14 protein-coding genes and 1 tRNA gene are annotated in these 12,592 nt (G+C 52.9%); 10 read left to right on the top strand and 5 right to left on the bottom strand.

Translation table 11 applies throughout. The annotated features are described in order from the left end of the window. Positions 1-140: 140 nt before the first annotated feature. The gene (locus ACG1VR_RS02500) at positions 141-1,643 is read right to left on the bottom strand and encodes a helicase HerA-like C-terminal domain-containing protein (RefSeq protein ID WP_395490135.1); all 1,503 of its coding nucleotides are present in this window, start codon (positions 1,641-1,643) and stop codon (positions 141-143) included. Between the two features lie 139 nt (positions 1,644-1,782). Here ACG1VR_RS02500 and ACG1VR_RS02505 point away from each other — a divergent pair, with 139 nt between their 5' ends. Further along, positions 1,783-3,423, top strand: a complete 1,641-nt coding sequence (locus tag ACG1VR_RS02505) for a dihydroxyacetone kinase subunit DhaK (protein ID WP_395490136.1) — start codon at positions 1,783-1,785, stop codon at positions 3,421-3,423. A 32-nt stretch (positions 3,424-3,455) separates the two neighbouring features. Here the strand turns inward: ACG1VR_RS02505 and ACG1VR_RS02510 are convergent, their stop codons facing one another. Continuing rightward, entirely contained in the window at positions 3,456-4,475 is a 1,020-nt protein-coding gene (locus tag ACG1VR_RS02510) for an NAD(P)-dependent alcohol dehydrogenase (protein WP_016538309.1), read from the bottom strand. A gap of 231 nt (positions 4,476-4,706) precedes the next feature. Here ACG1VR_RS02510 and ACG1VR_RS02515 point away from each other — a divergent pair, with 231 nt between their 5' ends. From ACG1VR_RS02515 to ACG1VR_RS02545, 7 genes are all read left to right on the top strand, one after another. Then, positions 4,707-5,372 carry a DUF2589 domain-containing protein gene (locus ACG1VR_RS02515; protein ID WP_395490137.1) on the top strand — a complete coding sequence of 222 codons (666 nt, stop codon included), beginning with the start codon at positions 4,707-4,709 and terminating at the stop codon, positions 5,370-5,372. A 48-nt stretch (positions 5,373-5,420) separates the two neighbouring features. After that, positions 5,421-6,098 (top strand): DUF2589 domain-containing protein, encoded by a 678-nt coding sequence (locus ACG1VR_RS02520; protein WP_395490138.1) that lies wholly within the window; start codon positions 5,421-5,423, stop codon positions 6,096-6,098. After that, a complete protein-coding gene (locus ACG1VR_RS02525) occupies positions 6,091-6,540 on the top strand; it encodes a lysozyme (RefSeq protein ID WP_395490139.1) in 450 nt (149 codons plus the stop codon). Before ACG1VR_RS02520 ends, ACG1VR_RS02525 begins: the two co-directional genes overlap by 8 nt. 21 nt (positions 6,541-6,561) lie before the next feature. After that, entirely contained in the window at positions 6,562-7,041 is a 480-nt protein-coding gene (locus ACG1VR_RS02530) for a ribonuclease (protein WP_395490140.1), read from the top strand. 49 nt (positions 7,042-7,090) lie between these two features. Further along, positions 7,091-7,504, top strand: a complete 414-nt coding sequence (locus ACG1VR_RS02535) for a hypothetical protein (protein WP_395490141.1) — start codon at positions 7,091-7,093, stop codon at positions 7,502-7,504. A gap of 3 nt (positions 7,505-7,507) precedes the next feature. Further along, entirely contained in the window at positions 7,508-7,798 is a 291-nt protein-coding gene (locus tag ACG1VR_RS02540) for a hypothetical protein (RefSeq protein ID WP_395490142.1), read from the top strand. A gap of 150 nt (positions 7,799-7,948) precedes the next feature. Further along, positions 7,949-8,500: an RNase A-like domain-containing protein gene (locus ACG1VR_RS02545; protein ID WP_395490143.1), complete on the top strand. Its 552-nt coding sequence runs from the start codon at positions 7,949-7,951 to the stop codon at positions 8,498-8,500. A 66-nt stretch (positions 8,501-8,566) separates the two neighbouring features. Here ACG1VR_RS02545 and ACG1VR_RS02550 read toward each other — a convergent pair whose 3' ends face one another. From ACG1VR_RS02550 to ACG1VR_RS02560, 3 genes are all read right to left on the bottom strand, one after another. Then, a complete protein-coding gene (locus tag ACG1VR_RS02550) occupies positions 8,567-9,169 on the bottom strand; it encodes a DNA-binding response regulator (RefSeq protein WP_395490144.1) in 603 nt (200 codons plus the stop codon). A 275-nt stretch (positions 9,170-9,444) separates the two neighbouring features. Next, positions 9,445-10,023 (bottom strand): class I SAM-dependent methyltransferase, encoded by a 579-nt coding sequence (locus ACG1VR_RS02555; protein WP_395490145.1) that lies wholly within the window; start codon positions 10,021-10,023, stop codon positions 9,445-9,447. After that, entirely contained in the window at positions 10,023-11,030 is a 1,008-nt protein-coding gene (locus tag ACG1VR_RS02560) for an HNH endonuclease (protein ID WP_395490146.1), read from the bottom strand. The genes ACG1VR_RS02555 and ACG1VR_RS02560 overlap by 1 nt, the downstream gene beginning before the upstream one ends. A 264-nt stretch (positions 11,031-11,294) precedes the next feature. Here ACG1VR_RS02560 and ACG1VR_RS02565 point away from each other — a divergent pair. After that, a tRNA-Leu gene (locus tag ACG1VR_RS02565) sits at positions 11,295-11,379 on the top strand. A gap of 143 nt (positions 11,380-11,522) precedes the next feature. Continuing rightward, positions 11,523-12,578: a hypothetical protein gene (locus ACG1VR_RS02570; RefSeq protein ID WP_395490147.1), complete on the top strand. Its 1,056-nt coding sequence runs from the start codon at positions 11,523-11,525 to the stop codon at positions 12,576-12,578. Positions 12,579-12,592: the final 14 nt, after the last annotated feature.

Consider the following 12,592-nt stretch of genomic DNA (forward strand, 5'->3'; position numbering starts at 1 on the left):
GTTTATTACCCTCACCCCGGCCCTCTCCCTGGAAGGGAGAGGGGGAAATAAAGCTGAGGCTGCTCAATGGATTGGGTAGAAAGAGAAAATCCCCTCTCCCTTGAGGGAGAGGGTCAGGGTGAGGGGGGAAATTGCGAACTCTACCGTTTGCGGCCGCCCATAATACTCCCGAGCACCCCGCGAATAATCTGGTTAGTCACCTGCCGCGCCGCGCTCTTCGCCATGGTCTGTACTACGCCGTCGTGCTTACCGCCGCGCGGGCCGGTGGTGCCGAACAGAATATCCTTCAGCCCGCCAAAAACGCCGCCGTCCGCCTCTGCGGGCTGGCCCTGTACCGGAGGCGCACCTTGCTTGTCTCCGGCGGCCTGCACGCCCCTCAGTAGCATTTCGTAGGCGGAATCCCGGTCTATCACTTCATCGTATTTGCCGTAGAGCGGGGAGTGGTTCAGCAGGCCGTTGCGCTCGTCGTCGGTGACCGGCCCCATTCGCGAACAAGGAGCGATAACCATCGCTCGTTCAACTACCGTCGGGCTGCCTTTTGCATCCAGAAACGAAATCAGCGCCTCGCCGGTGCCCAGTTCCTGAATCGCTTTTTCCGTGTCGAACGCCGGGTTGGCTCGCATAGTCTGCGCCGCCGCTTTCACCGCCTTCTGGTCTTTTGGCGTGAAGGCTCGCAGCGCGTGCTGAACGCGGTTGCCGAGCTGGCCGAGCACCATGTCGGGAATGTCTGCCGGGTTTTGCGTCACGAAGTAAACGCCCACGCCTTTGGAGCGGATCAGGCGGATCACCTGCTCGATTTTATCCAACAGCACCTGCGGGGCATCGTTAAACAGCTGGTGCGCTTCGTCAAAGAAGAACACCAGTTTTGGTTTATCCAGGTCGCCCGCTTCCGGCAGTTGCTCGTAAAGCTCCGACAGCATCCACAGCAGGCTGGCGGCGTAGAGCTTCGGCATCTGGTAGAGCTTTTCCGCTGAGAGAATATTGATGATGCCTTTGCCGTTTTCGTCGGTGCGCATCCAGTCTTTAATCTCCAGCATCGGCTCGCCGAAGAAATACTCCGCGCCCTGCTGCTCAAGCGACAGCAGCCCGCGCTGAATGGCCCCGACGGACGCGCTGTTGATATTGCCGTACTGCGTCTGGAAGGTTTTTGCGTTGTCGCCCACGTACTGGGTGAGCGCCCGCAGATCTTTAAAGTCCAGCAGCGGCAGACCCTGGTCGTCCGAAACGCGGAAGATGATTTGCAGCACGCCGCTTTGTACCTCGTTGAGATCAAGCAGGCGCGCCAGCAGCAGCGGGCCAAGGTCGCAGATTGTGGCGCGCACCGGGTGGCCTTTTTCCCCGAAAATGTCCCACAGCACTACCGGGTTGCCGTGCGGCGACCAGTCGGTAACGCCTATATTGGCAAGCCTTGCTAGCAGCTTTTCTGACTCCGCGCCTTCTTTAGCTACGCCGGTTAAATCGCCCTTCACGTCGGCCATAAACACCGGCACGCCTATCTCTGAGAACGACTCGGCAAGCTTCTGCAAGGTGACGGTTTTCCCGGTGCCCGTCGCGCCGGTTATCAGCCCGTGGCGGTTGGCCATATTCGGCAGGATGTGCAGTTCTGTTTCTTTGGTTCTGGCGATCAGCAGTGGTTCAGTCATGAGCTTTTCCCTGGGGCAACATTTCTTCTTAAAGCATAGCCTTCCGCACGAATAGAGCATCGGGATCTTCTCATGTTTACCTCACCGGCCCGGCAAAGGGCTATGCTATGCAAACCGCTTAAAAAATACAGGGAGTGCTATGTCCAGATTCTTTTATGACGACCGCAAACAGCTGGTCAACGACGCCATCGAAGGCGTGATTATCAGTTCCCGCTACCGCAACCTGACCCGGCTGGACATTGATCCGGCCATCCGCGTAGTGGCGCGTAACGACTGGGATAAAAGCAAAGTGGCGATTATCTCCGGCGGCGGCTCCGGCCATGAACCGGCCCACGTTGGCTTTGTTGGCCGTGGAATGCTGACCGCCGCAGTGTGCGGGGACCTGTTCGCCTCGCCGAGCGTGGACGCGGTATTGAACGCGATTGTGGGCGTAACCGGCGACCGAGGCTGCCTGCTGATTGTGAAAAACTACACCGGTGACAGGCTCAACTTTGGCCTGGCCGGAGAGAAAGCCAAAAAACACGGCCTGAAGGTGGAGATGGTCATCGTCGGGGACGACATCTCGCTGCCGGACAACAAGCAGCCGCGCGGCATTGCCGGAACGGCTTTGGTCCACAAAATTGCGGGCTTTGCCGCCGAGCAGGGCAAAGCGCTGAGCGACGTGCGCGACATCGCCCAACAAGCCTGCAACAGCCTTGCCAGCATGGGCGTGGCGATGCAGACCTGTAACCTGCCGGGCAGCGACGAAGAAGAAGGCCGCATTAAAGGCGGCCACGTTGAACTTGGGCTGGGCATTCACGGGGAACCGGGCGCCAGCACCGTGGAGACGCAGAACAGCAAACAGGTGATTGCCACTTTGGCTAAGCACCTGCGCAAAGCCACCGGCCAGGAGAGCGACCTTGCGGTGCTGATCAACAACCTCGGCGGCGTTTCTTCCCTCGAGATGGCGCTCCTGACCAAAGAGCTTATGCACTCCGACCTTGGCCCACAAATTAAATACCTGATTGGCCCTGCGCCGCTGGTCAGCGCCCTGGATATGAAAGGTTTCTCGCTTTCCGCCATTAAACTCAACCCGGAATTTATTAAGGCGCTGGAGTCCGACGTTGAAACCGCCGGCTGGCAGCCGATGGTGAAATACCACAAGATGCCGGAGCAGAAGCAGAGCGCCATTCGCGAAGGTAGCGAAGTAAAAGCTTCTGCCAATGATGAAGTCAAAGCTCTGGTGGCGAGCGTAACCAGAACGCTTATCGACCAGGAAAACCACCTTAACGCCCTGGACGCCAAAGTGGGCGACGGCGATACAGGCTCGACCTTTGCCGAAGGCGCGCGCGACATCGCGAACCTGAACGAAAAAGGCAAACTGCCGCTTAACGACTCCGCCGCGCTGCTGGGGCTGGTGGGCGAGCGGCTGGCAACCGTAATGGGCGGCTCCAGCGGCGTGCTGATGTCGATATTCTTTACCGCAGCCGGGCAAAAAGTGGGCGAGAAAAAACCGCTGGCAGAGTCGCTGCTGTTTGGCCTGGAGCAGATGAAACGCTACGGCGGCGCGGACCTGGGCGACAGAACGCTGATAGACGCCCTGCAACCGGCGCTGGAAGCCCTGAGGGACAAAGACCTGAAGGCCGCTGCGAAGGCAGCAGAGAAGGGCGCGGACGACACGGCGAAGATGCAAAAAGCCAACGCCGGGCGCTCATCTTACGTGAACAGCGGCAACCTCGAAGGGGTGAAAGACCCCGGAGCCGTTGCCGTGGCGGCGGTATTTGCCGACCTGGTTAAATAACTGAAAAGGCTCCCTCGGGAGCCTTTTTTACATCAGAAATCTGACTTGAGTACCACGCGGTAGCGGGCTTTGCCGTCCCGTACATGCTGGATGGCTTCGTTGATTTTTGACATCGGGTACAGCTCGATTTGCGGCTGAACCTTCGCCCGGCCTGCCAGCTTCATCAGGGAGCGCAGTTCGTGCGGGGAGCCGGTTGCCGACCCGGAGATGCTGCGGTCTCCGGCAATCAGGGTGAAGGCCGGAACTTCGAACGGCTTCATTACCGCGCCAACGGTATGGAAGTTGCCGCCGTAGGCCAGCGCCTTGAAGTACGGCATCCAGTCGAGATCGACGTTTACGGTGTTGATAATCAGGTCGAACTGGCCTGCCAGAGCGGTTAACGCCTCCGGGTCGCGGCTGTTGACGACTTTATCTGCACCCATCGCCAGCACTTCTTCTTTTTTGGACGGGTTAGAACTGAACGCCGTTACCTCGCAGCCCATGGCGTGCAGCAGCTTGATGGCGATGTGGCCCAGGCCGCCGATGCCGATAACGCCCACGCGGCTGGTGGCGGTGATGTGGTGCATCAGCAGCGGTTTGAACACCGTGATGCCGCCGCATAGCAGCGGCCCTGCGGATTCGATGTCGATGGAGTCCGGCAGCGGAATGACCCACTGCCAGTCTGCGCGAATTTTATCGGCGAAGCCGCCGCGGTTCATAATGGTGGCGGTGCTGCCTTGCTGGCAGTTGATCTGGCTGCCGCTGATACAGGCGTCGCAGTGGCCGCAGCTGCGTGCCGTCCAGCCGATGCCCACGCGCTGGCCAACCTTCAGGCCTTTATTCTGCGCCGCTGAACCCAGGGCGTGTACGCGGCCAATCACCTCATGCCCGGCGACCAGCGGGTACTGCGAAAAGCCCCATTCGTTGTCGATCATCGACAAGTCCGAATGGCAGATGCCGCAATAATCGACCTTAACCTCTACATCTTCCGGCAGCAGATCGCCTGCGTCGAAATCCTGAAGCTCCAGCTCCGCACCGGCCTTTGGCGCGGCATAACTTTTGATAACAGACATTCGCTCATCCTCTGTGTTGGCACTGCAACCAGTTTAGAACATCTGGCGGGTGGGACCTGTTGGCGTGAAGTGCTGTGGGGGGAAATAGCTGGCCTATCGCCAAAATGCCCTGGGCCATTTTCCGCCGGGATGGCCGCTATTCAGCAAATATTTCCCTGCTCCTGCCGCGCGTAATGTGGGTTCTGCGAATTCGCAACGCGATGTTTTTATCCAACCACAGGAGTATCCACTATGGATTCACAATTTATTGGTTCGGTTATTAATGCCCTGCCGCTGGAACACATGATTGGCGGCCCCCTACAGGCCATGATCAAAGCACAGGTACAGGCCAGTAAGGCTTATGCAGACTTCCTGCTGTCCGTGTGTATTAAGAATGGTAAAGCGCAGTCCGTGCAGTTCGATTACGACGAAACCATCGTCGATGACAAAGGTGTTATCCAGGGTGTGGTGAAAAAAACCATGAGCATTCCGCTGATGGCGGCAATTTCACACCCTAACATCAGCATCGAAGAAGGCACCATCGACTTCGAACTGGAAGTGTCCCAGAGCGAGTCCAGCAACAGCAAAACCGAAGCGGATGCCTCGTTAGAAGCCTCCGTGGGCTGGGGGCCTTTCAGCGTCAAAGTCACCGGGCGCGTCTCCCATAAGTCTGAACAAACCCGCTCCACCGATACCCGTGCCAAGTACAGCATCCATACCCAGGTTAAACGCCAGCCGCCACCGGAAGCGCTGATGCGCGTCATCGACTTCCTGACCGATGCGGCGACGAAGCCTGCGGTAACGAAATCGGAGGCGGACAAAATCACCTCCAAAAATCTGGATCAGTATCCTGCAACGCCAACCGGCCAGGCCGACCCGGCCACGGCTAGCGGCGCTGGCACGTCGACAACGCCTTAAAACCTACCCTGAGGCTGCTTTGCAGCCTCATTTAACACGGAGCGAATTATGGCAATGAAAGATTGGCTGCGGGGGAACCGGGATAAAGGCGAAGGTGCCGACGCGCAAGCCGATGGCGCATCTCCGGAGGCGGAAGACGGCCAACAGTCTGCCGACCAGCCCGATGATTCTGACGAGCAGGCTGGGGGCACGCCTCCCGGAGGCGAGCCGCCTTCTATTCCGCCAACCGGCGGCACGGGAGGGATCCCCATCACGCTGGCGGACATCACCCGTGGGATGCAGCACGCGGCCTCGTCCGCTAACCAGCTGATTGCGCGGCAGTACATGCAGGCGCTGGAGCCGTTTTTTGAACTTGATGATGACGGCAAGCTTATCCCGAAAGCCATCGAAATGAAGCTGGACGAGCAGCATCACTTCCAGCTGCCGCTGGTTGCTCTGGCGACGCCACGGGGGCTGATGCTGGAAAAAATGAAGGTGTTTCTGACCGTGCGTACAGATGCCGTAGAGCAGCACGCCGAGTCAGGTACCTCCAGTGATGCGGTAAGTAAGTTCCACGTCAGCATGTCTCCGTCCAGCCGCGACGGCAGCCGGCGCGACAGCGGCCATGTGGACATAGAAATGCAATTCACCGTACTGGAACCACCGGAAAGCGTGATGCGCCTGATTGATGAATATACCAACCAGGTATTACCAAAACAGACTGAGAGGACTGAAAACAATGGCTAATCAACCAACAGCTACCGGCCAGGCCGGTGTGGATCTCATCAAATCTTTTGAAGGCTTGCGCCTGGCTAAATACAAAGACGCAGTAGGGAAGTGGACGATTGGTTACGGCCACCTGATCCTGGCGACGGAGGAGTACAACCGCCCGCTGACCGAGCAGGAGGCTGAAAACTTGCTGCGCGCCGACCTGGGGATGACCGAACGCGGCGTATGCCGACAGGTGAGCGTAGCGCTGAACCAGAACCAGTTTGATGCTCTGGTTGCCTTTGCGTTCAACGTTGGGCTGGGAAACCTGCAAAATTCCACATTGCTGCGCCTGCTGAACCAGAGCAACTACAGCGCTGCGGCGGAAGAGTTTCTCCGCTGGAATAAAGCAGGTGGCAACGTACTGGCGGGGTTAACCCGGCGACGCGAAGCCGAGCGTAAGCTGTTTCTTTCCCTCTAACCTTCCTGAAAGGAACAAACAATGAAAATAGTTATTCGTTGCTTGCTATTCGCTGGCCTTGCCATGAGCCTGATTTCCCCCTCGGGCTATGCTGCTCTGCAAAAATGTGAGGTGGCGGTCGAAGGTGCCAACAAGGCGCTGGAAGAAAAAGGGCTGCCGAAAATCAGGGACACCAAAACCCTGGCCGATCTGCTTCGCTATCTCAACGACCGCGCTGTTTTGCCTGCCCATTTTGTTACACGGGATAAAGCCATAAAAGAGGGATGGAGCGGTAAAGAGCAGGACAGCATCCGGACGGACTGGACTCGAAGCAAAACGGTGTTGGGCGGGGATTTATACACCGGAACCTTGCCCGAGAAAGGCCCCTGGTACAGTGCCGATCTCGACAGTGAGAGAGGCCTGCCTTCCCGGCGGCACCTCTTCTTTAACCCGGACAGCAAAGGGCGCTACCTCTCTACCAACAACAACGCCAGCGTTGTTGCACTCCCGCCCTGCGACTGATCTCTTCTGGCCTCAGCTTTGACTGAGGCCATCTGCTGATGAGGTGTGTATGGAGATAGTTAATCTTCAGGCAGTTATCAGCCAGTGCCTTGCCGCCCTTGCGGGGTTATTTGGCGGGCTTAGCGTCTCTTTTTTCTGGCAGCCGAAAAAGCTTCACCAGCATGGGCGCTTAATGGCCGGAATTATTATTGGCGCGATCAGCGTAAGCATGACGATTACCCTCGGCAGGTTGATCACCCGCTGGTTGGGGATGAACTTCAGCGACAGCGATATCGCAATGGGCATGGGTTATGTCATCGGAGCCTTTAGCGTCGGCCTGATTGCATGGCTTGCTAACTTTTTTAATCGCCGTGAGGGGCGGGACATTCTCGAAGTCGCCGGGGAATTAAAACGGGCGGCACGCAGTATGTCTGATAATTCACCACCTCCTCCAGCGGCCAATAAACCGGATCCCGAGGAGTGAATCATGGGCATGAAACTGCTGCTATGTGCTGAGATTTTTTTGAACATCACCATAGCTTTAATTATTTATGTGAGTGCATTAAACGGGCGAGCATTGACCCTTCCGCTATGGTGCCGTATTGGGTTGCTTATCACCGCGTTGGGTTTAATTATTCAATGCGGTGTTAATTTTACCTGGGTGGTATTTAATATCGCGATAATCAGGCAGAAGTTTCCTTTCTGGATTTTACAGGATGTTGGTATGGCGATTATCGCTTTTTATTACTATTGGCAAGTCTCTCTCAACAAGAAGTAAAATTTCCGGGTGGCATGTTGGCTGCCCGGAAAAATAACCCAGGCCATTTGTCTCTTTTTATCCGCCAACTGCCAAATATTCCACGCTGTATATAAATATTACTTTGAACCTGCGAATTCGCTTCATTCACTTTAATCGCAGGAGAAGAGTATGTTTAATCAATTCCGTTTTTATGGTTCTATTAAATCCTTATCTATTACTTCTGGCCTGGCTGTTTCATTATTTTTTACCTCAGCCGGTGCATGGGCGGTTAATACAGGTCTGGCTTGCACACTCCCGGCGGGGAATTTTACCGCGGCTAATTGGGTCAGTGCGCAGAAAACAGCTGCAACCAATAACAGCCATCTTGTTGAATGCCATATTGGCAAAGACACCACCTGGCTACAGCAGCGCACGGCGCAAAAGCAGGGTAATTGCGCAAAACAAGCGACGGCCTCAAGCTGGTCTGACGCGAACGCAATGTGGCAGTCGGTTGAGGCGGATATTAAGACATTCTGTGATAAGACTGTCGTTCCGTCCGGCGAGTCCCGCTATGTTATCAAAACCGACATGAAAGGCACCGGGGCGAAGGTGGGGGAAGTTTACAGCAAGACAAAAGGAAGCGCTGATATTGACGATACGCAGAGTGCCGTGACGGTGCTGGAACGCTACGGCAGCAATGATCAATGGTATATCCTGACCGGCTACCCGGTGCTTAAATAAAAATAAAGCCCCTTACACTGCGGTATAAGGGGCTTTTCCAGTTAATGAATGGGGTGTTTTACAGGCTCACTCATCTTCGCTATAGAGCATGGCTGCCTGAGTCCGGTTGGTGACGTTCAGGCGTCGAAAAATAGATTCCAGATGGGCCTTAACCGTCCCCGCGCTGATGTTCAGGCGGCGGCTAATTTGCTTATTAGATTCCCCCGCTGCCAGAAGCTTAAGTATTTCCCTCTGGCGGCCACTAAGCAAAGCGCTGGCGTCCTCGCTGCGGTGCAGATCGTGAAGGCTTTCGTGGGGAAAACAAAGTATTCCCATCGCCGCCGTTTGCAACGTTTGTGCGATGGTGGCTGGTGGAGCGTCGCGGCGAATGGCCGCGACAGCATGATGGCGAAGGAATTGCCGTAATTGAGTCGGCTGATATTTACTGACCAGCATCACCACCGGGATCGACGGTAATTGCTCTGCCAGTTCATCCAGGAGTCTCAGCCCCTCATTTTTATTTCCATCGCCATCCAGCAATATTAAAGAGGCGGGGAATTGACTTAAATTCAGGTAAATATCTTGTTGGCTGAATAATCCACGAATTTTTACTTCAGGAATAAAGGGTTTTAGCACGAATGCCATGCCTTCAATAAATATTGACTGCTTATCGATCATCAGAATGTGCATTGTTGTTGTTCTCCACAGAGGTGCAGGTGCTGAGTTTATTTCCATGAAGAGTATTCAATGCGTGGATAATAATGGTAGAGGCTGGTTGCCATAGGGCTTTTGGCAGATGATAAAACCTGGATAATGAAAGGTTAAATAATTGTTAAGGTGAAATATTATATATTCTTGATAAATGCATTGTCTTTTATTTTTAAATATATCTTTATCAAGCACGCCAGGATTAATCTCTAATTACCGATAGAGTGAATTAAAAATAATACACAACGTGCTGATGTTCAGCTTCGGGTAAGAAGCACATTCAGCCACTTTTCATCCCTGCCGGGGCGAACGTCCTGGGTTATCCATTGTTCGATGACGGCAACGGCGGGCAGGTCTGTCAGCAGTGCAGCCAGCCTTGCCTCGTCGATGTCCGTAAACGTGCGGCCTTCCTGCTCGCGCTCGCCTTCGCCATATTTAAATGAGAAGTACCAGATACCGCGCGGCTTTAAGGCTGCCGCCAGCTTATGCATTACGCCGGGCAGCTCCACAAAAGGTACATGCAGCAGCGAGGCGCAGCACCAGATGCCGTCGAACACTTCCTGCTCGTTTACTCCGGAAAAGGTCATCTGTTTTACCGGCAGGCCGCTGTGCTCCTGCGCCAGGGCGACCAGCTCGGGGGAGGCGTCGAAGGCTTCAACCCGGTAGCCCAGCTGTTTAAAGGCCAGCGCATCCCGGCCTGAACCGCACCCGGCGTCCAGCACTTTTGCGCGGGCAGGCAGGTGGCGGGTAAAGGCTTTATGCAGGGGAGATATATCGACATTGACCGTGCCGTCGAAGAAGGTCTGAGCGTGGGTCTGGTAGTAGTTTTGGCTCATCAGAATGTTGCCTCTGCTTCCGTTTCGGGTTTCCAGGTATGAAACGCCCGCTCGTTTTTTACCGCCTCCCAGTTTGCTTTAAGGAAGGCGAGGCGCTGTGCGGGGCTTTTACCGGTTTGCTGCACAATAGTCTGGTGCAGCGGAAGCTTACTCTGAATGAAAAATTCGTTCCGGGTGTTCAGCCGCTCCAGATAATTTATTTCTGCCAGGCGCGAAGATTTGCGGCTGTTACAGCTTTTGCAGGCCAGGACCAGGTTCCACACGCCGTTGATGTTCGGCACGTAACGCCTACCCGCCCACGGAATGAAGTGGTCCACGTCTGCGAGATGGCTATCGCCCGGTTTGATGCTTATCGGCCTGTAGCAATAGAAACAGGAGCCTTTCTGGTAGCCGTTGATGCTGTCCCGGCAACTGGTGATATTGACCCGGCGCTCGTTCACTTTGCTGAATAACAGGTTGTCTTCTGCGCTGTATTCTACGGCAACGAGGTTGGTGGAAATGCCCGCCGCCCAGGCGTGTTCGACAAGACGCCAGCGCGCTTCCGTCTCGATAATCAGGTTCTGGTACTGGTGGCGTTCGGTAAGCCGGTAGAAGTTATCCGTTAGCCGAATGCCTTTGTGGGTTTTACGCTCGTCCAGGAAGAAGCGTTTATCCAGCTCCGCGAAATTCACGTTGTGGAAGGCATCAATCACGTTATTGAAGCCGTCCCGCACTGTGGCTTCCTGGAGCGTGCTTAGAGTGACTTCGCCCCGGTTAAATTGCTCGCAGACGGCCAGATACTTGCTGCTGGCGGAGGTGATTTGCTTTGGGGCATTGAGCAGGTGCCTGCACAGGTGCTGGCTGAACGGGAGCGCCAGTGCTTCCAGGGTAACCAGGTCGCTGCCGGATTTATCAATCTCATACAGGGCGTGCGCGAGGGCGAATTTGTAAGATGCGACGTTCTTCCCAAAAAGGATAACGCCGCGCCAGTAGTTTTCGAGCGCACGATCGTGCTGTATGAAATCCATACGTGTCCTGTTACGGTTTGGCGATGCAAGGGAGTGGGTTTGAGAGCCCGTAACAGGATCACATAACAAATGAAAGCCGATGTAAACCGCAGAACGATAGATTTGCTGAATGTGTGAGGCGAAGGAGGCGCGAATCAGGCGGGACAGGGGGCGGCGCACAGCAGCGCTGAAAAATGCAGCACTTAACGCCACTTACGCGCCGCGCCGCTTGCATGGCGGCCAGCGACAGGTATAATCCACAACGTTTCCGCATACCCCTTCAGTGCCGAAGTGGCGAAATCGGTAGACGCAGTTGATTCAAAATCAACCGTAGAGATACGTGCCGGTTCGAGTCCGGCCTTCGGCACCATCGATATGCAAATGAAAGCTACCTACGGGTGGCTTTTTTTGTGTCAGAGCTCACTGAAATAAACTAAATAATTATATTATATCTGATCGTTCTTTTATGCTTATTGATTACTCTTTAATGTATTAAAAGGGACAATATTAAATATGGGCCTATCTCAGTTTGGAAAAGATTTTGATGTAAAGTTAAAAAACCAAAAAAGAATTAAAAATTTTATTCATTATTTCGAAGTGATTGGGAAAGTCATCCCAGTATTGATTTTTTTCTCAACTATATATGGTTCTTTTCAGCTTTTTAATTTTTCTAACCAGTATCATATTTCCTTCTTAGATTTGGCAAAATCAAACGTTATTTTTACCTATGGGATTTTGTTTTTTATTTTAACATCTGTGATTATATTTCTTCCATTTTCAGTTTTGATTTGGAATTTTTCCTTTGGTAATGCTGTATATAAAACGTTTATTAGAAGATCAAGGGTTGGTTTTTTAAGGAAGCATAAAGATTTTGCATTAATAATCCTTTGTTTTTTTGTTTCTTTATGGCCGTTGATCTTTATCATTGAAAATACTATGTGGTGGATAGTGCTATTTTTAATGATGCCATTATTTTTCGGTTTGTATGTAATTTTTTTTACTGGGAAGTCTAATTTTAACTTTAGGCATTTATCATTCTATAATGGATTAATTGAAAAATTAACAATTGTATTCTTTCTGTGCATACCAGTATTTCTAGGAATGTTATGCTTCTTGCTTTTCATTCAGATCTTTAAAAGATATTTGTCTGATGCGCCTGCTGCACTGGTTTTGTTCATAACATCACTGATTGTTTTTTCACTTTCGTATCTGGCTATTAAATCATCTATAACAAAGAAAACTACAGCTGTGGCGAAGGAGGTTTTGTTCGGTATAATAATTTTTGTGTTTTTTGTGTTATCTATACCACTAAATGATTTCATATCGGATAAAGTTGCAAAAACTGCTGGTCTTGGTTTTGAAGTAAGATGCTATCAGGCTGATGAAATAAAAAAGGCCAGTATTCCTGGTGAGTATGTAAAGAATACGTCAAATGAAAAAACAGCAAAAATATTTGTGGTTGCTAATATTGATGATATTTATTACTTGAGCATTAATGAACAGCCAGAGCAAAAAGCAACGCTAAGGTTTAAAAATAGTAATTTAATGCAGATATCCTGTCCTAAATAAATAATCAGGACTGT

The sequence above is a fragment of the Cedecea davisae genome (assembly GCF_044095835.1).
Taxonomy (GTDB): domain Bacteria; phylum Pseudomonadota; class Gammaproteobacteria; order Enterobacterales; family Enterobacteriaceae; genus Cedecea; species Cedecea davisae.

What these genes read in the sequence shown, in the direction of transcription:
- ACG1VR_RS02555 (WP_395490145.1), bottom strand. Translation starts at nt 10,023, where the DNA reads ATGAGCCAAAACTACTACCAGACCCACGCTCAGACCTTCTTCGACGGC.
- ACG1VR_RS02540 (WP_395490142.1), top strand. Translation starts at nt 7,508, where the DNA reads ATGGGCATGAAACTGCTGCTATGTGCTGAGATTTTTTTGAACATCACC.
- ACG1VR_RS02530 (WP_395490140.1), top strand. Translation starts at nt 6,562, where the DNA reads ATGAAAATAGTTATTCGTTGCTTGCTATTCGCTGGCCTTGCCATGAGC.
- ACG1VR_RS02535 (WP_395490141.1), top strand. Translation starts at nt 7,091, where the DNA reads ATGGAGATAGTTAATCTTCAGGCAGTTATCAGCCAGTGCCTTGCCGCC.
- ACG1VR_RS02525 (WP_395490139.1), top strand. Translation starts at nt 6,091, where the DNA reads ATGGCTAATCAACCAACAGCTACCGGCCAGGCCGGTGTGGATCTCATC.
- ACG1VR_RS02505 (WP_395490136.1), top strand. Translation starts at nt 1,783, where the DNA reads ATGTCCAGATTCTTTTATGACGACCGCAAACAGCTGGTCAACGACGCC.
- ACG1VR_RS02550 (WP_395490144.1), bottom strand. Translation starts at nt 9,169, where the DNA reads ATGCACATTCTGATGATCGATAAGCAGTCAATATTTATTGAAGGCATG.
- ACG1VR_RS02500 (WP_395490135.1), bottom strand. Translation starts at nt 1,643, where the DNA reads ATGACTGAACCACTGCTGATCGCCAGAACCAAAGAAACAGAACTGCAC.
- ACG1VR_RS02520 (WP_395490138.1), top strand. Translation starts at nt 5,421, where the DNA reads ATGGCAATGAAAGATTGGCTGCGGGGGAACCGGGATAAAGGCGAAGGT.
- ACG1VR_RS02510 (WP_016538309.1), bottom strand. Translation starts at nt 4,475, where the DNA reads ATGTCTGTTATCAAAAGTTATGCCGCGCCAAAGGCCGGTGCGGAGCTG.
- ACG1VR_RS02560 (WP_395490146.1), bottom strand. Translation starts at nt 11,030, where the DNA reads ATGGATTTCATACAGCACGATCGTGCGCTCGAAAACTACTGGCGCGGC.
- ACG1VR_RS02570 (WP_395490147.1), top strand. Translation starts at nt 11,523, where the DNA reads ATGGGCCTATCTCAGTTTGGAAAAGATTTTGATGTAAAGTTAAAAAAC.
- ACG1VR_RS02545 (WP_395490143.1), top strand. Translation starts at nt 7,949, where the DNA reads ATGTTTAATCAATTCCGTTTTTATGGTTCTATTAAATCCTTATCTATT.
- ACG1VR_RS02515 (WP_395490137.1), top strand. Translation starts at nt 4,707, where the DNA reads ATGGATTCACAATTTATTGGTTCGGTTATTAATGCCCTGCCGCTGGAA.